Genomic DNA, 18799 nt, shown 5'->3' on the forward strand with positions numbered 1-18799 from the left:
GGGCGGGGTGAACGCGGCGGATGTGCCCGGCATCACGAAGTCACCTGCCGCGCGGCCTCGAATGCGCTGTCGAACAGGCGCTGCACCGGGGTGGCCATTTCCCCGGCCAGCAGGGTCAGCAGGAACAGCCCCAGCAGCAGCGACACCGGCAGGCCCAGCTGCATCGGGTGCAGCGCCGGCGCGGCCCGCGCCAGCGCGCCGAAGGCCAGGTTCACCGCCAGCATCGCCACGGTCAGCGGCAGCGCCAGGGTGAGCGCGCCGCGGAACACCTGCAGGAACAGGGTCGGGGCCAGCGCCGCCATCGCGTGCGGGTCGGGCAGCGCGGTGCCGATCGGCAGGGCCTTGTAGCTGTCCACCAGCAGCGAGATCAGCGCCAGGTGGCCGTTGCTGGTGAAGAACAGCAGTCCGAACAGCAGGTAGAACCATTGCCCGACCACGCCGGAGCTGCCGCCGCGCAGCGGATCGCTCATCTGCGCGAAGGCCAGGCCGGTGCCCTGCGCGATCAGTTCGCCGGCCATGGCGCCGGCCTCGAAGATCAGCCGCAGCAGGAAGCCGATGCTCACCCCCACCGCCAGTTCGCGGGCGATGCTCAATACGGTGGCCGCGTCGAAGCCGTTCCACACCGGCACCGGCGGCAGCACCGGCGCCAGCGCCACCGACAGGGCGATGGCCAGCAGCGCCCGCACCCGCGCCGGCACCGCGCGCGAGCCGACCATCGGCATGGCCATCAGCATCGCGCCGATGCGCAGCATGACCCACAGCGTGGTGCCGATGATGGCGAAGGCCTGCTGGCCGTCGATCACCATCCGGGTGACGGAATCCATGGCGCCGCCTAGCCGATCAGGTGCGGGATGCGCTGGAACAGCAGGGTGGTGAATTCCACCAGGTGGCCGAGCAGCAGGCTGCCCAGCGCGAACAGCGCCGCGGTCAGCGCCGCGGCCTTGGCGATGAAGGCGATGGTCGGCTCGTTGAGCTGGGTGGCGGCCTGGATGATGCCGATCACCACGCCGACCACCAGCACGACGATCAGCAGCGGGCCGGCGACCCAGAGCGTGGCGACCAGGCCGCCGCGCAGTTCGGTAAGGGCGAGTTCGGGGGACATGGGGAAAGGCCGGGAACGGGGAATGGGGAACAGGGAGAGAGGAGGCTGGCTAGCGGGGAGGGGCGGGTAACGGGGAATCCACATTCCCTGTTCCCCTTTCCCCTTTCCCCGTTCCCCGCTTCAAACCGCATTGAAACTCGCCGCCAGCGTGCCCACCACCAGCACCCAGCCGTCCACCAGCACGAACAGCAGGATCTTGAACGGCGCGGAGATCAGCATCGGCGAGAGCATCATCATGCCCATCGACATCAGCACGCTGGACACCACCAGGTCGATGATCACGAACGGGATGAAGATCAGGAAACCGATCTCGAACGCGGTCTTCAGCTCGCTGGTGACGAAGGAGGCCACCAGCACCGGGAACGGGATCGCGTCCGGGCCGGCGTAGGGGCCCTGGCCGGCCAGGCCGGCGAAGGTCATCAGGTCGGTCTCGCGCACCTGCGCCAGCATGAAGGCGCGCAGCGGCTGGGTGGTCAGCGTCCAGGCGGTCTGGAAGTCGATCTGACCGTCCAGGTAGGGCGCCATGCCGGTGGACCATGCCTTGTCCCAGACCGGCATCATGATCATCGCGGTCAGGAACAGGGACAGGCCGAGCAGTACCTGGTTGGAGGGCGTCTGCCCGGTGCCCATCGCCTGGCGCAGCAGGCCGAGCACGATGATGATGCGGGTGAAGGCGGTCAGCACCAGCAGCAGCGACGGCAGCAGGGTGATGGCCGTCATCAGCAGCAGGGTCTGCAGCGGCAGGCTGACCGGGGCGCCGCCGATCCTGCCGACGTTCACGTCGGGCAGGGCCGGCATCTGCGGCGCGGCGGGCGCGGCCCAGGCGAACAGCGGCAGGGCCAGCAGGGCGAGGAAGGTCGCCAGCTGCCAGCAGCGGCGGGAATCGAAGCGTTGGACCGGCATGCTCAGGCGTCCTTGCGCAGTTTCTGTTGCAGCAGCTGCGCGAAATTCGGGAGGTGTTTGAGGTCGGGAAGCGATGGCGCCGGCGCCTGCGGCAGCGGCGCGGGCAGGGTGTGCAGGGCGCTGATGCCGCCGGCGGTGACGCCCAGCAGCAGCTGCTGGCCGTTGACGTCCACCACCACCACGCGTTCCTTGGCGCCGACGTTGAGGCTGGCCACCAGCTTCAGCCCCTCGGCCTGGCGGAAGCCGCTGCCGGGCAGCCGCTTGAGCAGCCAGCCCAGGCCGACGATCAGCGCCAGCACCGCCAGCAGCGCCATCACCGCGCCGAACAGGCCCGGCGCCGGCGCGGCGTGCTGGCCGACCGGCGCGGCCTTGGCCGCGACGGCCAGGACGGTGGCCGGCAGCAGGCTCAACGCAGTCTCCGGATGCGCTCGCTGGGGCTGACCACGTCGGTCAGGCGCACGCCGAAGCGGTCGTTGATGACCACCACCTCGCCATGCGCGATCAGCGTGCCGTTGACGAACACGTCCAGCGATTCGCCGGCGCCGCGTTCCAGTTCCACCACCGAACCCTGGTTGAGCTGCAGCAGGTTGCGGATCGGCACGCGCGCGCGGCCGACCTCCAGCGACAGCGTCACCGGCACGTCCAGGATCACGTCCAGGTTGAGGTCGGTGGTGCCGTCGCCCTCGGCCTGCAGGTTGGCGAACTGCGCCGGCGCGGCGGAGGGCATGGCGGCAGGGGTCTCGTTGGGGTCGTGCTCAGTCATGGGAGTCTTCCTGGGACGCGGACGGGCGCGGCGGCCTGCCCGGCGGATGGGTAGCGGTGATCTTGATGGCGTTGCGGTCGTGGGCGATGCCGAACTCGCCGGTGAACACCGGGATGCCTTCGACGCACAACGGCACTTCCTTCAGCATCTCGATGGGCAGGATGTCGCCGACCTTCAGCCGGCCGAGCTCGCGCAGGCTCATGCGGCGGCGCGCGATCACGCTGGACAGTTCCACCTCGGCGGTGTCCAGCTGCTCGCGCAGCATGATCGCCCAGCTCTCGTCGCGGTCGTTGCGGTCGCTCTGGATGCCGGCGTCGAGCAGTTCGCGGATCGGCTCCAGCATCGAGTACGGCAGGGTGATGTGGATGTCGCCGCCGCCGCTTTCCAGTTCTACGTGGAAGCGGCACACCACCACGTACTCGCGCGGGCTGACGATGTTGGCGAAGTGCGGGTTGATCTCGGAGTTGATGTAGTCGAAATCGACGTTCATCACCGGGCTCCAGGCCTCGCGCAGGTCGATGAAGGCCTGCTTGAGCATCAGCTGGATCACGCGCATCTCGGTGGCGGTGAACTCGCGGCCCTCGATGCGGGTGTGGTAACGGCCGTCGCCGCCGAAGAAGTTGTCCACCACCGCGAACACCAGGGTCGGCTCGAACACGATCAGGCCGGTGCCGCGCAGCGGCTTGAAGCGCACCAGGTTGAGGTTGGTGGGCACGTACAGCGAGTGCAGGTAGTCGCCGAACTTGATCAGCTCGATGCCGCGCACCGAGATCTCGGCCGAACGCCGGATCAGGTTGAACAGGCCGATGCGCCACAGGCGCACGAAGCGCTCGTTGACCATCTCCAGGGTGGGCATGCGCCCGCGGATGATCCGGTCCTGGCTGGCGAAATCGTAGGGCCGCGCCTCGCCCGGCGGCGGCTCGGGCTCCACGGTCTCCACCGCACCGGAGTCGACGCCGTGCAGCAGGGCGTCGATTTCATCCTGGGACAGCAGGTCGTTGATGCTCATCGGCGTCGCCTTACTGGGTGACGAAGCTGGTGAACAGCAGGTCGTCGGCGGTCTTCTTGCCGGTCTCGGCGGTCATCAGCTTTTGCACTTCGGCCAGCGCCGAGGCCTGCAGGCGCTCCTTGCCGGCGCGGTCGGCGATCTGCTCCGGCTCGACCTGGGAGAACAGCATCAGCAGCTTGGCGCGGATCGCCGGTGCATGGGTCTGCAGCGCCGGCAGCGCTTCCGGATCGCGGGTCATCAGCTGCACTTCGACCTGCAGGTAGCGCGGGCCGTCGATGCGGCCGTTGAGATTGACCACGAAGGCCGGATCCAGCGCGAAATACTGGGCCGGAGCCGGCGTCGCCGCGGTGGCGACCTTGGCCTTGGCCGGTGCCGCGTCGGCGCGGCCCTGGGTGAAGTACCAGACCGCGCCGCCGGCACCGGCGGCGGCGATGACGGCGACCAGGGCCGTCGCCAGCAGCGAGCGCCGCGGCTTGCTGGGGATGTCCTTGTCCTTGTCCTTGGAAGTGTCCGGCTTGCGGGATTTGTCGGCGGCGGCTGCCACGTTGTGCTCCTCAGGGTTGCTGCCCCTGGATATGCAATACGCGTGCCGCAGCGCGGTCGAAGGCGGTGACGGGAAGTTGACGGGGCGTGGAGCAGGAACGCGACGGACGGGAACCCGGAGCCAGTGGAAGCGCGGACGAGGGCCCGCGGCTTCGGAGGACGGCTACCGGCGGGCCGCGCCCACCGGCGCCTGCCGGCTCATGCCGCCCTGTTTCCGCCGTCAGGCGTACGCATCGAGCAGGCCGCGCAGCCGGATCGCGTGCATGCCCGGCGTGGCGGGCGCGCCGGTGCCGTCCGCATCGGTCCCGGTGCCGGGGCCGCTGCCGGCAGGCTGGCCGTCGTCGCCGGACGCCTGCGGATGCGCCGACTGCTGGCCGACGTCGGCGTGCGCCAGCTGCAGGCCCTGCTCGCCGAGCATCTCGCGCAGGCGCGGCAGGCCGTTTTCCAGCGCCTGGCGGACCTCGGCGTGCGCGCTGGAGAAGCTGGCATGGACGCGGTCGCCGTCCAGCTGCAGCTTCACCTCCACCGGCCCCAGCTCGTTCGGGGTGACGCGGATATGCGCGTGGCCGATCTTCTGCTCGGCCAGCCAGCCGACGCGCGCGCCGAGGGCGTCGTCGAAATCGGCGGCCTGCGGGTCGACCGGCGCGGCCAGCGCCGGCGGCAGCGTCGCTGCCGGGCGGGCGTCGGCCATGGCGGCCAGGTTGTGCAGCAGCGGGCCGAACAGCGCGGCGCCCGCCGCCGGGTCGGTGGCCGGCACGGGGCTGTCGCCGCCGGCGCGCGGCAGCGCCGCGGTTTCCAGGCTGGCCAGCTGCGCCAGGGCGTCGCCGTCGGTTCCGGCGGCGGGTTGCGCAGCCGTCGGTGTCTGCTGGAGGGCGGTCTGCGGGGCCGTGCCGGGCAGGGCAGCGGCGGGGATCGGCGCGCCGGCGGGCGCCGGCGGATCGCCGCCGGCAGTGGCAACGGGGGCAGCGGCCAGCGGCGCAGGCACGGGTGCGGCGACCGGCAGCAGCCCGGAAAGACCCGGCGGCGGCCATGGCAGCTCGTCGGTATCCGTGTCGTCCCGGGAGCTGTCGGCGGCGGCCGGCGCCGGCGCTTTCCCGGCGTCACTGGCCATGGACTCTTCCGTGGCCTCGGCCGCTTCTGCGGATTTCGCCGGTGCGGCGACGGGATCGTCGCTGGCCTGGCCCTGGGGCTGCGGTGCCGGTTTTTCGGCGGGCTTGGCGCGCGGCGGCGGCTGCGGGGCGGCGTGCAGCAGTGTGTCGAAGCCGCCCGGTTCCTTGCCGGCGGCGTTGCCGGCGGGGGCGCTGCTGCCGGCGGCCGTTGCCTGGCTGGCGGCGGCGGAGGCGCCGAGGGCGAGCGGCGTCATGGGCTTTCGTCCTCGCCCGACAGCCGCGCCTGGCGCACGCGACGGGCGCCGAGATCGTCCATCTCGCGCTGGTCGCGGCGTTCCTCGACCTGCTTTTCCTGGGCGCGGTAGCTGGCGGCCAGCTGTTCCAGCACCTGCTTGTCGCGGCTGGCCAGCAGCAGCCGCGCGCGCTCGGCGTCGACGCGCTCGCGGTTGCGGTCCACGGTCTGGCGCTGCTGCTGCACGGCGCTGTCCAGACGGTCGAGGAAGGCGCGCCGGTTCATCAGCTGCGACGGGCTGGTGGCGGCCAGCTGCGCGCCGGCCATCTGCTGGCTGGCGTATTCCTCGGCGTAGCGGCGCAGTTCCTCCAGGCGCGAGAGGTGCATGTCCAGCGCCTGCTGGCGTTCGGCCAGGGCGCGGGCGACCTCGTCCTCGTGATCCTGCGCACGGCGCAGCAGGGGGTCCAGGCGACGGGATTGCTTCATGGGACGTTCTCGCTTTCGACCAGGCGTTTCAACGCGGCAAGGCTGTGGGGAAGGTCGGCGGCCAGGCTGACGTCCTGGCCGAGGAATTCGAGGATCTCCGGCCAGCGCTCCAGCGCTTCGTCGGTTGCCGGGTCGTTGCCGCGCTGGTAGGCGCCGATGGCGATCAGGTCGCGGTTGGCCGAGTACGCCGCCACCAGCCGCTTGAGCTTGCGGATGCGCAGGCGCCAGGCGTCGTCGGCGATGTCCTGCACCACGCGGCTGACCGAGGATTCCACGTCGATGGCCGGGTACAGGCCCGAATCGGCGACCCGGCGCGAGAGCAGGATGTGGCCGTCGAGGATGGCGCGGGCGGCGTCGGCGATCGGGTCCTGCGGGTCGTCGCCCTCGGTGAGCACGGTGTAGAAGGCGGTGATCGAGCCGCGGCCCTTGGCGCCGTTGCCGGCGCGCTCGACCAGCGCCGGCAGCTTGGCGAACACGCTGGGCGGGTAGCCGCGGGTGGTCGGCGGTTCGCCGACGGACAGGCCGATCTCGCGCTGGGCCTGGGCGAAGCGGGTCAGCGAATCCATCAGCAGCAGCACGTTCAGGCCCTGGTCGCGGAACCACTCGGCGATGGCGGTGGCGCGGTAGGCGCCGTGCAGGCGCGCCAGCGGCGGCCGGTCGGCCGGGGCGGCGACCACCACCGCGCGGCGCAGGCCTTCCTCGCCGAGGGTGGTCTCGACGAAGTCGCGCACTTCGCGGCCGCGCTCGCCGATCAGGCCGACGACAATGACGTCGGCCGAGGTGAAGCGGGTCATCATGCCCAGCAGCGTCGATTTGCCGACGCCGGAGCCGGCGAACAGGCCCACGCGCTGGCCGCGGCCGATCGGCAGCAGCGCGTTGATCGCGCGCACGCCCACGTCCAGCGGCTGGGTGATGGGTTCGCGCGCCAGCGGGTTGATCGACACGCCGGCCATGCCGGCGCTGCCCTCGGCGCGGATCGGGCCCTTGCCGTCCAGCGGCACGCCGTCGCTGTCGATGACCCGGCCGAGCAGGCCTTCGCCGACCTCGACGCCGCCGCGCCGGTACGACGGCACCACGCGCGCGTTCGGCAGCAGGCCGTGCAGTTCGGCGCTGGGCATCAGGTAGGTGCGCTCGCCGGCGAAGCCGACCACTTCGGCATCGACCCAGCCGCCGTCGACCTCGACCTTGCAGGTGGCGCCCATCGGCGCCTCGCAGCCGACCGCTTCCAGGGTCAGCCCGACCGCGCGGCGCAGCACGCCTTCGCGGATCAGGCCGCGGCCGTGGCCCGGTTCGATGTGGATGGCGTCCAGCCGCGCGGCCAGGCGCAGGTTGCGCGCGGCCGACCAGCCGGCCGGTGCCGGCGGCGGAGTGTCGGGCAGCGGCATGTCGGCGACCGGCGGGCTCATTGCGTGGCTCCGGCCCTGCGCATCACCGTGGACAGGGCCGCGCGCAGGCGCGCCTCGAGCGTGGCGTCGATGCGCACGCTCTCGGCGTGCACGCGCAGGTCGCCGCGGCTCAGGCCCGGGTCCGGGCTCAGGCGCTGGCCGGGCGCCAGCTTCAGCAGCGGCGCCAGCGCGGCGATGTCGTCCGGGTGCAGGCGCACCTCGACCTCGCGGCTGCTGCCGCCGACCGCTTCCAGCGCCTCGTTGACCAGCTCCTGCAGCAGCACCGGCTCGGCTTCATAGGCGCGGCCGAGCAGCTGCCCGGCCACGCGCACCGCCAGTTCGCCCAGCGCGGCCACCACTTCGTCCTCCAGGCGCAGCAGCGGGCGGCTGAAGTTGTCCAGGATGCCCTCGATCTGCGCGACCAGCCGGCGCACCTCGGCCTGGCCCTGCGCCTGGCCGTCGGCATAGCCTTCGGCATGCCCCTGTTCCCGCCCTTCCTGGCGGGCGGCGTCCTGGATGGCCTGGATTTCCTCCAGCGTCGGCGGCTGCGGCAGCGGCTCGGTCGACAGCTCGGCGGCATCAGCCGCATTGCCGTCCAGCGCATCCGGCGCCGGCTCGCGCAGCGCGGTGAGGTCGGGGGCCATCCAGCGCACCACCGGGCTCACAGCATGGTCTCCGCGTTGCCGCCGATGGTGACCGTGCCCTCATCGGCCATGCGCTTGACGATGGCCAGGATCTCGCGCTGCGCGGCCTCCACGTCGGACAGCTTGACCGGGCCGCGGGCTTCCATGTCCTCGAGCAGGATCTCGGCGGCGCGCTGGGACATGTTGCGGGTGATCTTGTCGCGCACCTTGATGTCGGCGCCGCGCAGGGCCAGGCCCAGGCGCTCGCCGCTGACTTCGCGCAGCACCAGCTGCATTTCGCGGTCGTCCAGGTCCACCAGGTCGTCGAACACGAACATCAGGTCCTGGATGCGGCTGCCCAGCGGCGCGTCGACCTGCGCGATCGCGCTGAGGATGGCCTGGTCCTGGCCGCCGTCCATGAAGTTGAGGATGTTGGCCGCGCACTGCACGCCGCCGATGTTGGACGACTTCAGGTTCTGGTTGCCGGCGAACTGGCGCTCCATGATCTCGTTGAGTTCGTTCAGCGCGTTGGGCGGGATGCCGTCGAGCGTGGCGATGCGCAGCAGCACGTCCACGCGGGTGCGTTCGGGCAGCAGCTTCAGCGCGTCGGCGGCCTGGTCGTTCTCCAGGTGCGACATGACGATGGCGATGATCTGCGGGTGCTCGTTGCGCACCAGGTCGGCGACCGCGCGCGGGTCCATCCACTTCAGCGTGTCCAGGCCGGTGGTATTGCGGCCCAGCAGGATGCGGTCGATCAGGTTGTTGGCCTTCTCGTTGCCCAGCGCCTGCACCAGCATGTTGCGGATGTAGTCGTCCGAGCCGACGCTGAGCGAGGTCTTGTTGCCGAGCTCGCTGCCGAACTCGTCCATGACCTGCTGCACCTGTTCGCGGCTGACGTCGGTCAGGGTGGCCATGGCGATGCCGATCTTCTGCACCTCCTTGGGCTCCATGTGGCGCAGCACCTCGGCCGCGTCGGCTTCGCCCAGCGAGAGCAGCAGCACGGCGGCGCGCTGCACGCCGGTCATCTGGACCACGGAATCAGTCATTGGCCACCCATCCCTTCACCACCTGGGCCACGCGCTTGGAATCGGCGCGGACCGCCTCGCGCGCCATGCGCAGGCGTTCCTCGTAGGCATCCAGCGGCAGCGCCAGCGGCGCGGCGCCGCCCAGCTGCAGCTGGTCGTTGGCCAGGCCGGGCAGGCCATCGCCATCCTCGACCAGGTGCACGTCGGCGCGCAGCGGGTCCTCGCCCGGGCCGGCCAATGCCTTCGGCGGGCTGGCGATCTGGCGCAGCGCCGGGCGCAGCACGCCGAACAGCAGGGCCAGCACCACGATGGCGCCGAGCACCAGCCGCAGGCCGTCGCGGACCTGCGGGATTTCCCACCACCGGGGCGGTTCGACCGGCGTGGTGTCGCGCACGAACGGCGCGTTCATCACCGACACGGTGTCGCCGCGCGCGGCGTCGAAGCCGACCGCCTGCTTGACCAGCGCCTCGACCCGGGTCAGTTCGGCGGCGCTGAGCGCCTGGTCGCTGACCTTGCCGTTGCTGCCGGGGCGCGGGACGTGGTCGACCAGCACCGCCACCGACACCCGCTTGACGCGCCCGGCCGGCTGCCGGGTGTGCTGCAGGGTGCGGTCCAGCTCGTAGTTGCGGGTGGCGTTCTTGCTGCTCTCGGTCGGGGCGGCGGCGGTGGCCGGCGCGGCCGCCGGGCCGGGCGGGGTGTTGCTGGCCGCGCCGGGCACGCCCTGCGGGCCCTGCGTGGTGGTGGTGTTCTCGCTGATCTGCTCGCTGCGCACCTTCTGCGGCTCGCCGTTGTACAGCTCGCGCGCTTCCTCGGTGATGGAGAAATCCATGTCCACGCTGACTTCCGGGTTGACCCGGCCGGGGCCGGTCATCGGCTCGAGGAGCTCGCGGATGCGTTGGTTGTAGGAGGTCTCCAGGCGGCGCACCTGGTCGAACTGCGCGGCGTTCATCGCCGCCTCGCTGTCCGGGTCGGAGATGGTCAGCATGCGCCCGCTCTGGTCGACCACGGTGACCCGCTCCGGCGCCAGGTCCGGGATGCTGGAGGCGACCATGTGCACGATCGCGTCGACCTGGTTGCGTTCCAGCTGCTGGCCCGAGCGCAGTTCCAGCACCACCGAGGCGCTGGCGACGTCGCGCTGGCGGGTGAAGGCGCTGGGCTTGGGAATGGCCAGGTGCACGCGCGCGTCGCGCACCGGGCGCAGGGTGGTGATGGTGCGCACCAGCTCGGTTTCCAGCGCGTGCTGGTAGCGCGCGTTTTCCATGAACTGGCTGACGCCGAAGCCGGGGTCGCGCTCCATCAGCTCGAAACCGAGCCGGCCGCTGTCGGTCAGGCCGGAACCGGCCAGCTTGAGGCGGGCGTCGTGGATGTTCTTCTCCGGCACGCTGATCGCGCCGGTGGCCGCATCCAGTTCGAAGGGAATCTGCGCGGCGCGCAGCAGGTCGGCGGCCTCGGCGGTCGCCTTCTGGTCCAGGCCGGTGTACAGCGGCGCCATCGGCGCCTTCTGCGCCCAGAAGAACACGAACAGGCCGGCCGCGACGGCGATCGTGATCATCGCCATCAGCCCCAGCCGCCGGGTGATCTGCAGGCTCTGCAGCCGGTCGAACCAGGCGCCGGCCTTTTCCGAATTGAATGAATCCTTGGACAGCGCGAGTGCCATGGCGAGCGGTTCCTTACAGCGGCATGTTCATCACGTCCTGGTAGGCCTGGACGAGACGGTTGCGGACTTCCACGGTGGCGCGGAACGCCAACTGGGACTGCTGGGAGGCGACCATGACCTTGGCCAGGTCGGCGCCGGATTCGCCGCGCTCGAAGGCCGCGGCCAGCGCGCCGGAGACCTGCTGGGCGCGGTTGACGTCGGCCAGGGCGCCCTGCAGCGTGTCGGTGAAGCTGGCCACCGGCGCGGTGGCGGGCCGGATTCCGGCCAATCCGTCGATGGCGTTGCTGCGCGCGACGTCGGCGGCCGGCAACGGCTGGCTCACCTGGGTCTGGAAGCTGCGGATCTGGGACAGGATGGAATTGACGGAGTGGGACATCGACAAGGTTCCGGGACAGGGGAGTACTGCCCGTTCATGTGCAAGTCGCGTGCCGGAAGCGGAGCGGCGGGAAAACCGCGGGGGTGCAGCGGCGGCGTGGCACAGCCGGCATGCCGGCGCCGGTTTTCCGTCGGCGACGCCGGGGAACCGTGGCGCCCGCCGCCGGAAGCGGGAACAGGTGCCGGAACGACGTCATCCGCCGGCGGGATGCCGGCGTTCGTCAAGTGATGGCGGCTGGCGCCGGCCGCTGGGCCGGCGCAGCCGCCGGGGCGCCACGGTGACGGCTCAGGGCAGCCAGGCCGCCTGCCACTCCGCCAGGCCGGCGTCGGCCAGCATCCAGTCGCGGTGCACCACCGCGCGCAGCGCGTCGCCGGCGGCGGCGCGCGCGGCCGCGTCGGCCAGGTGCGCGCGGATCGCGCCGACCCAGTCGCGGTGGCGGTTGCGCACCCGCGTCACCGGCAGCCCGTCGTCGCGGTAGGGACCGACGTCGCTGCATACCACCGGCACCGCGCAGGCGCCGTATTCCAGCAGGCGCAGATTGCTTTTGCATTCGTTGAAGCGGTTCTGCTCCAGCGGCGCGATGGCCAGGTCCAGGTCCAGGCGGGCCAGGAAGCGCGGGTAGGCCTCGATGTCGACGCCGGGATGGAACTCGGCCACGTGCGGGCGCAGCCGTTCCGGGCACATGCCCAGGAACACCCAGTCCACTTCACTGGCCAGTTCGGCCACCACGTCGGCCACCATTTCCAGATCGCCGGTATGGCCGACGCCGCCGGCCCAGCCCACGCGCGGCCGGCGGCCGGCGGTGCGGCGCGGTGCCGGCAGGCCCTTCCACCAGCGCGGCGGCAGGCGGTTGCGGGCGACGCGGATGTCCGGGTGCAGGCCGGCGAAGGCTTCGGCCAGGTCGGGGGTGGAGACCACCACCCGGTCCACCCGCGCGAACGCCTGCCGCAGGGTGCGCAGGATGTCGCGCGGCATGTGTTCGCGGTGCGCGCTCTTGGCCGGCAGGTTGGGCAGGTAGTCGTCCAGCTCGTAGATCTTCAGCGCCCGCGAGAAGCGCGGCATGCGCCGCATGCGCTCCAGGTCCTCGTCGGAAACCCGGCGCTGCAGCACCACCACGTCCGGATCGATGCGCGCCTGTTCGACGGTGTCCAGCACGGTGGCGTAGAGCGCGCCTTCGGCGTGGCCGGCGGCCCGGAGCGCCTCGAACGGCTGGATCACCCGGTACTGGCCGCTGCCCCAGGGATCGGCCGGGTGCGCGAGCACGCGCGGGATCGGCCGCCACGGCAGCGGCTGCCAGGAGAAGTCCGATTCGCCCAGGCGGAAACCGCCGGGCAGGTCCAGGCGCAGGCTGGGGTTGTAGGCCGGATCGTGGGCGAGGGCGGGCAGCCAGCGTTCCAGCAGCGCATCGCCGGCGGCCGGCGGCAGCGGCGCCGCCTCCACCGAATGCAGCAGCAGCGCGTGCGGCGTCCAAACCGTCAGATAACCGCGCTGGCGCGCGCGCAGGCACAGGTCCACGTCGGCACCTTCGTCGGCGAAGGCGGCGTGGTCGAACCCCTCCAGTTCCATGAACAACGCCTTGCCGATCAGCAGGCAGCTGTCGGCCACGGCCGAGTAGTTCTGCGCCACCTGCAGGCGGTTCATGTAGCCGGGCGCGTCCATCGGCGAGCCGGCGAAGGCGCGGCCGCCGCTGGACAACAGGCCGGGCACCAGTCCGGCGTGGGTGACCTTGCCGTCGGCGGAGATGGTCTTGCCGCCGACGATGCCGACCTCGGGACGCAGGCCATGGTTGAGCAGTTCGTCCAGCCACTGCGGCTGCAGCGCCGCCACCTCCGGGCGCAGGAACAGCAGGAATTCGCCCGCGGCCTGGGTGGCGGCGAGGTTGCAGGCGGCCGCATGCGCCAGCGGCGGATCGAAGGCGAAGGCGCGCACGCGCCCGGCTGCCAGCGCCTCCACCTGCTGCATCCACTGGCGGGTTTGGTCCGTGGCGCCGTTGTCGATCAACAGCAGTTCGTAGTTCGGATAGGCGGTCTTTTCCAGCAGCGAGACCACGCAGCGTTCCAGCGAGACCAGCATCGTGTCCGGTGCGACGACCACGACCAGCGACACCGCGGGCTGCCGGTCGTGGCCGTAGCCGATCCGGTACAGGCCGGCGCCGGCGCTTTCCACCCTCGCCGCGGCATAGCCGCGCGCCTGCAGGTGGCGCAGGATGACGCGCTGCTGCGCCTGCGCGTCGACGCGCGGCGGCGCGCAGGTCAGCAGCGGCTCGGGCAGGTGGACGATGCCGTCGAAGCCGCCGTGCTGGACCAGGCGCAGGATCAGGTCCAGTTCGGCCGCATCGCCCGCCTCCGGATCGAAACCGCCGGCGTCGCGCACCGCGTCGCGGCGGAACACCCAGTGCCCGGCCAGCATCGCCGGGTTGCCGAGCAGCAGGTCGAGGTTGAGGTCCGGGCGCAGCGACGGCGCCAGTTGGGCGGGATCGGCGCGGTGCCATTCGTCGGCGAAGAGCGCGCGCATGCCGCCGTCCGCGGCCGCAAGCCGCAGCAGCAGGCGGGTCATTCCGCCGGGGGTGAAGGTGGCCTCCGCGCCGACGGCCAGCAGCCAGTCCACGTCCCAGTCCGCGACCAGGGCATCGAGCGAACCGGCCGGGGCGTCGCCCAGCCATTCCAGCGAGCCCAGGCTGGCAGGCGGCGCGTGCCGGGGCAGCGGCGCGCTCATCGCCCTGACCCGTATCCGCCCGGCCAGTTCCGCAGGCAGGGACGCCAGGCTGGCAAGGAGGCGGCGCACCGCCGCTGGATCGGCGCATCCGCGGACCAGCACCCCAAGGCGGGGCTGCGGGTCCTGCGAACCGATCCAGGCGCCGATGGCCTGCTGTTGCGCGGCATTGGGACGCCGGCGGCTGTGCCATGCGCGCAGCGGGTGCGTCCTGTGCGCGGTGTCCAGGGCCTGTTGCAGCGCTTCGAGCAGATCGATCCGCGTCGCCGGCCGGGAGCCGTCCAGGGGCGCGAGCGCGACCTGGCGGGTGTCTCCGCCGCGGTACCAGCCCAGTTCGCGGATCGCCTGCCGGAAGGCTTCGTGGTTCTTCTCGCCGATGCCGGGCGTGTCGCGCCCATGCTGGCTGAACTGGTGCCGGGAGATGCGGAAGCCCAGCAGCGGGCGGCAGGTCAGCGCGACGGGGCCGTGGCGCATCAGCTTCACGTACAGCGCCAGGTCGGCCACCCAGGCGATGCGCGTATCGCCCAGGAACGGCAGCCTGTCGCCGAATTCCAGCAGCTGCGCGCGGCGGCACATCGCCGAGCTCGGCTCGCCGAGGAAATTGAGGGTGTGGTCGGCCAGGAAGTCGATCAGGTCCTGGCCCTCGATCAGCACGTCCTCGGCTGCCGGGAAGGCGGTGGCCAGTTCGTCCCGGATCAGGCCGGAACGTTCGTCGATCAGGTGCCGCCGGGCGCAGGCCAGCGCCAGCCCGGGCACCCGCGCGAAGGCGTCGACCAGGGTGGCGATGCAGTCGTCGTACAGCATGTCGTCGTCGTGCAGGAACTTGACGAACTCGCCGCCCGCCAGGGCGATTCCGCGTGCGGTACTGCCGGTTTCGCCCAAGTGCGCGGGATTGCGCGAGTAATACACCGGGAAATCCGCGCGCGCGGCGAAGGCCTCGACGACCTCCCTGACGCGCCCGCCGCTGGAGTCGTCGCAGACCACCAGTTCCAGCGGCCGATAGGTCTGCCGGCGCACGCTCTCCAGCGCGTGCGGCAGCCACGCCGCCTTGTAGGCGGGCATCACCACGCTGACCAGGGCGTTGGCGGGAGGAGCATTCATCGGGCGGTTTTTCCGGCAAGGGTGTCGTGTATCCGCTGCACCACCCGGCGCGCGTTGTCCGCGTCGTCGTGGCGGAAGAACAGGCGGCGGGCGTTGCGGTAACGTTCGTCGGGCTGGAAGCGGGGGGCGGCCAGGCGGGCGTCCAGCGCGGCCAGCAGGGCGTCGAACGTGGTGGTCACCGGCCCGGGGAAGGCCAGCTCCATGTCGTACAGCAGGCCGTTCTGGCGCTGGCGGTAGTCGTCCAGGTCATGGGCGAAGCCGATGACCGGAAGATCCAGGCAGAGCGCATCGATATAGACGGACGAGTAGTCGGTCAGCACCACGCTGCTCTCGCGCAGCAGCGGCGCGATCTCCTGGAAACCGGCATGCCCCAGGTCGAGGATGGTCTCGCCGTCGATGTGGCAGGCCAGGCCGGACGGAGCCCTGGCCGCGGTCACGTAGTGTCCGCGGAAGCCCAGCACCGCGCCGTGGCGCCGCAGCAGCTCCTTCAGGCGCGCCGCTTCGGCGGTGCTGAAGGGATAGTCGCGCTGGCCCGATGCGCTGGCATCGCGGTAGGTCGGCGCGTAGAGCACCAGGCGGCGCCCGCGGCGCAGGTCGCGCACCCTGGCCAGCTGCGCGCCCAGCGCGGTGGGCAGCGCGGACTCGGGCATGCGCAGGAAATCGGTGCGGGGCAGGCCCGTCACCCAGACATTGGCCGGCGGTATCGGATGGAAGATGGCGGCCATGGCGTGGGCATCCACGTCCGAGGAGGCGACCAGGCCGGCGTAGAAGCCGCGCTCGCGGCGACGGAAGCCATCCCGGTCGCCGTGCCGCCGCTGGCCGGGGTTGGCCAGGGCGAACAGGCGCTTGAGCGGGATGCCGTGCCAGAGGTTGACCACGACCCGGCGCCGGAGCGCGGGCCGCGGCGCGCCGTAGCCGCCGTTGCGCCAGGCCAGCGACATGTCCAGCGCGGTCGAATTGGTGAGCAGCAGCACGCCGCAACGGGCCAGTTCCAGCAGCCCCGCCAGCGTATCCAGCGGCACGATCCGGATCCGCCCGGATTCCTCGATGTCGCCCGGGCGAAGGCCGCCACGCACGAATATCCGGACCTGCACCCGCGGGTCGTGGCGCACCTGCTCGAACACCGCGCGGGCGTTCTCGATGAACTGACCGCGTTTGAGCGGATGGTCGAAGAACGCCCAGCGGTCAGCGCGCTTGGGCAGCACCCGGTCCAGCACCCGCCACAGCGCCAGCAACGGCACGCCCAGCCAGGCGTCCACGATCCTGCGCTGGTGCAGCGGGGCGCGCATCCTCGTCCAGGTCATGCCGCATGGGCGCGCAGCTGCGAAACGATCAGGTCGCAGACCCGGTCGACCTCGGCGGCGGGCAGCTCCGGATGGATCGGCAGGCACAGCACGCGGCGCGCGGCCGCGTGGGCCACGGGCAGGTTGCCGGGGGCCGCCGAGGGCAGGCCGCGATACATCGGGAACTCGCTGATCAATGGGTGGAAATAGCGCCTCACCAGGATGTCCTGCCCGCGCATCACCTGGTAGAGCGCGTCGCGGCCGATGGGGAAATCCTCGTCGATCATCACCGGGAAATAAGCGTGGTTGCCCGTCTCCCGGCTCGCCTTCGGCAGGCAGTGCAGGCCGCGGATGCCCGCCAGCCGCTGGCGGTAGTGGGCGTCGATCTCGGCGCGCCGCGCCAGGGCGCGGTCGATGTGCTTGAGCTGCAGCAGCCCGAAGGCGGCGCTGACCTCGTGCATCTTGCCGTTGATGCCGGGGGCCACCACGGTGGTCTCGTTGACGAAGCCGAAGTTCTTGAGGTGGTCGATGCGCTGCTTGGTGCGCGCGTCGGGGCAGACGATGGCGCCGCCCTCGAAGGTATTGAACACCTTGGTGGCGTGGAAGCTGAGTATCGACAGGTCGCCATGCCGGAGCACGCTGCCGCGCGCGTCGCGGACGGCGAAGGCGTGGGCCGCGTCGTAGATCACCTTCAGGTTGTAGGTGTCGGCGATGCGGGCGATGGCCGCCACGTCGCACGGGGTGCCGTAGCAGTGCACCGGCATGATCGCCGTCGTCTGCGGGGTGATGGCCGCCTCGATCTTCGCCGGGTCGAGGTTGAGCGTTTCCGGGTCGATGTCCACGAACACCGGCTTGACTCCGTTCCACAGCAGCGAGTGCGCGGTGGCCACGAAGGAGTAGGGCGTGGTGATGACCTCGCCGGTGATGCGCAGCGCCTGCAGGGCGGTGACCAGCGCCAGCGTGCCGTTGGCGAACAGGGCGATGTGCTTGACCCCCAGATAACTGCACAGCGCCTTCTCCAGCGCCTGGTGCATGCTGCCGGCATTGGTCAGGATGCGGCTCTCCCAGATCCGTTCCAGGTAGGGGATGAACTCTTCCAGCGGCGGCAGAAGGGGGCTGGTGACGTGGACGGGCTTGGTTTTCATCCAGGGCTCTGAGTAGGGCGCCCCTGTGCGGATGCAAGCGCCGTTCCAGCCGCCGGCGGGTCAGGCGCGCAGGTCCAGCAGCTGCTCGACGGCATCCAGGTCGAACACCGGCACGCCGGTGTTCTGCAGCACATCGCGGCGTTCGCGGAAAGCATCGTCGATGAAGATCGCCGGCAGGTCGGTGGCGATCGCGGCGCTCTTGGGCGAGCCGTCGCGCAGGTGCACGATCCGCTGGAACAGCGCGGGGCACAGCCGGTGCCGCTCCAGGGTCTGGCGGGGACACTGGCGGTGGCGGGTCAGCAGCACCACCTCGATGCCCGCGCCGGTCCACTGGTAGAGCAGGGCGGCCAGGACCGGGTTGACCTTGCCGTCGAGTATCAGGGTGTCGTCCAGGTCCAGGTAGACGCGGCGGTAGTCGAGCCCGGTGCGGTAGCGGTTGCCGAGCGCGCGGTCCAGCTGCACCGCATGGCCCAGCGGCAGCACCGAGAACGGGCGGTCCAGGTGCGCATAGACGTGCAGCAGGGGAAAGTTGACGCCACGCATCCGCGACAGCGCCATGGACCCGGCGATGCGCGGTGCGACCTCCAGCAGTTTCGGTACGCCGTCGGCGTCGCGGCGGGCCTGGAAGAACCAGGCGCCGCGCAGGCGCAGTTCGCCGGCGATGGCTTCGGCCATGGCGACCAGGGCCGGGACATCGGCCGGCTCGGTGCGCACGCTGATGCCGTTCCTGGTCCGCGTGCGCCGCCGCGGCGCGGCATGCAGCAGCTGGCCGTCGCTGGCCGACAGGCAGTCCACCGTGTATTCCTCGCCGGGCAGGTATTCGCTGAACAGGTAGGGCTCGCCGCTGTCCAGCAACTGGCGGTGGCGCCGGGCTTCGTCGACGCGCTCGGCGCCCTGGCTGCCCTGGCCGATGGCCGGCTTGGCGAACACCGGGTAGGCGCCGCCGACGGGACCGGCGTCATCGGGCACGATGCCCAGCGGGCGCAGGCGCGCATAGGTCGCGCGCTTGTCCCGGCACAGCATCGCCGTGGCGGCGTCCGGCACCGCGGCGGCGGCATGCAGCCGGCCACGCTGCGCGGCGAGCAGCGGAATCACGCTGTCGTGCGCGGGCACCACCAGGTCGATGTCCCACGCGTCGATCAGGGCGTTGAGTTCGGCGACCAGATCGCCGTTGCCGGTGTCGGCGTCGATCCGGCGATGGCGGCGGTAGGCGAACTCGCCGTGGTCCTCCACCGAGGAGGCGCCATGCAGGCCGATGTCCTTGGCATGGCGCAGGGCGGCATGGATCTCCAGCCCGATTTCCGAACCGCAGGGAAAGACCAGGACGTTGACGCGCCCGCTCATG

General features: G+C 71.4%; 18 protein-coding genes. All 18 read right to left on the minus strand.

The window, feature by feature from the left end; all coding sequences use genetic code 11:
- Positions 1-32: 32 nt before the first annotated feature.
- The 18 genes from fliR to AC06FP_RS13615 all read right to left on the minus strand — a co-directional run bounded on the left by fliR (position 33) and on the right by AC06FP_RS13615 (position 18798).
- Positions 33-824, minus strand: a complete 792-nt coding sequence (gene fliR, locus AC06FP_RS13530; protein ID WP_478075851.1) for a flagellar biosynthetic protein FliR — start codon at positions 822-824, stop codon at positions 33-35.
- An 8-nt stretch (positions 825-832) separates the two neighbouring features.
- The gene (locus AC06FP_RS13535; protein ID WP_433851612.1) at positions 833-1102 is read right to left on the minus strand and encodes a flagellar biosynthetic protein FliQ; all 270 of its coding nucleotides are present in this window, start codon (positions 1100-1102) and stop codon (positions 833-835) included.
- A gap of 120 nt (positions 1103-1222) precedes the next feature.
- Positions 1223-2005 (minus strand): flagellar type III secretion system pore protein FliP, encoded by a 783-nt coding sequence (fliP, locus tag AC06FP_RS13540; protein ID WP_456116206.1) that lies wholly within the window; start codon positions 2003-2005, stop codon positions 1223-1225.
- A 2-nt stretch (positions 2006-2007) separates the two neighbouring features.
- A complete protein-coding gene (fliO, locus tag AC06FP_RS13545; protein WP_456116205.1) occupies positions 2008-2415 on the minus strand; it encodes a flagellar biosynthetic protein FliO in 408 nt (135 codons plus the stop codon).
- A complete protein-coding gene (fliN, locus tag AC06FP_RS13550; protein WP_478075935.1) occupies positions 2412-2732 on the minus strand; it encodes a flagellar motor switch protein FliN in 321 nt (106 codons plus the stop codon). Before fliN ends, fliO begins: the two co-directional genes overlap by 4 nt.
- 28 nt (positions 2733-2760) lie before the next feature.
- Positions 2761-3777, minus strand: coding sequence for a flagellar motor switch protein FliM (gene fliM, locus AC06FP_RS13555; RefSeq protein WP_456116203.1), 1017 nt, complete (start codon positions 3775-3777; stop codon positions 2761-2763).
- A 10-nt stretch (positions 3778-3787) separates the two neighbouring features.
- Entirely contained in the window at positions 3788-4321 is a 534-nt protein-coding gene (locus AC06FP_RS13560; protein ID WP_478075852.1) for a flagellar basal body-associated FliL family protein, read from the minus strand.
- 219 nt (positions 4322-4540) lie between these two features.
- Entirely contained in the window at positions 4541-5683 is a 1143-nt protein-coding gene (locus tag AC06FP_RS13565; protein WP_478075853.1) for a flagellar hook-length control protein FliK, read from the minus strand.
- Positions 5680-6147 (minus strand): flagellar export protein FliJ, encoded by a 468-nt coding sequence (gene fliJ, locus AC06FP_RS13570; RefSeq protein WP_456116200.1) that lies wholly within the window; start codon positions 6145-6147, stop codon positions 5680-5682. Before fliJ ends, AC06FP_RS13565 begins: the two co-directional genes overlap by 4 nt.
- Positions 6144-7532 carry a FliI/YscN family ATPase gene (locus AC06FP_RS13575; protein ID WP_456119433.1) on the minus strand — a complete coding sequence of 463 codons (1389 nt, stop codon included), beginning with the start codon at positions 7530-7532 and terminating at the stop codon, positions 6144-6146. Before AC06FP_RS13575 ends, fliJ begins: the two co-directional genes overlap by 4 nt.
- Positions 7533-7549: 17 nt before the next feature.
- Entirely contained in the window at positions 7550-8197 is a 648-nt protein-coding gene (locus AC06FP_RS13580; RefSeq protein WP_478075854.1) for a FliH/SctL family protein, read from the minus strand.
- Entirely contained in the window at positions 8194-9180 is a 987-nt protein-coding gene (gene fliG, locus AC06FP_RS13585) for a flagellar motor switch protein FliG (RefSeq protein WP_456119432.1), read from the minus strand. Before fliG ends, AC06FP_RS13580 begins: the two co-directional genes overlap by 4 nt.
- Positions 9181-9193: 13 nt before the next feature.
- A complete protein-coding gene (gene fliF / locus AC06FP_RS13590; RefSeq protein WP_456116198.1) occupies positions 9194-10837 on the minus strand; it encodes a flagellar basal-body MS-ring/collar protein FliF in 1644 nt (547 codons plus the stop codon).
- 13 nt (positions 10838-10850) lie between these two features.
- Entirely contained in the window at positions 10851-11213 is a 363-nt protein-coding gene (fliE, locus tag AC06FP_RS13595) for a flagellar hook-basal body complex protein FliE (protein WP_456116197.1), read from the minus strand.
- A 285-nt stretch (positions 11214-11498) separates the two neighbouring features.
- Positions 11499-15026: a glycosyltransferase gene (locus tag AC06FP_RS13600; protein ID WP_478075855.1), complete on the minus strand. Its 3528-nt coding sequence runs from the start codon at positions 15024-15026 to the stop codon at positions 11499-11501.
- On the minus strand, positions 15023-16315 hold the full coding sequence (locus tag AC06FP_RS13605) for a CDP-glycerol glycerophosphotransferase family protein (RefSeq protein ID WP_478075856.1): 1293 nt from the start codon (positions 16313-16315) through the stop codon (positions 15023-15025). The genes AC06FP_RS13600 and AC06FP_RS13605 overlap by 4 nt, the downstream gene beginning before the upstream one ends.
- 11 nt (positions 16316-16326) lie before the next feature.
- Positions 16327-17454 carry a DegT/DnrJ/EryC1/StrS family aminotransferase gene (locus AC06FP_RS13610; RefSeq protein WP_456116194.1) on the minus strand — a complete coding sequence of 376 codons (1128 nt, stop codon included), beginning with the start codon at positions 17452-17454 and terminating at the stop codon, positions 16327-16329.
- A gap of 60 nt (positions 17455-17514) precedes the next feature.
- Positions 17515-18798: an ATP-grasp domain-containing protein gene (locus AC06FP_RS13615; protein WP_478075857.1), complete on the minus strand. Its 1284-nt coding sequence runs from the start codon at positions 18796-18798 to the stop codon at positions 17515-17517.
- Position 18799: the final 1 nt, after the last annotated feature.

Source organism: Stenotrophomonas sp. Steno-Z2 (assembly GCF_056393235.1).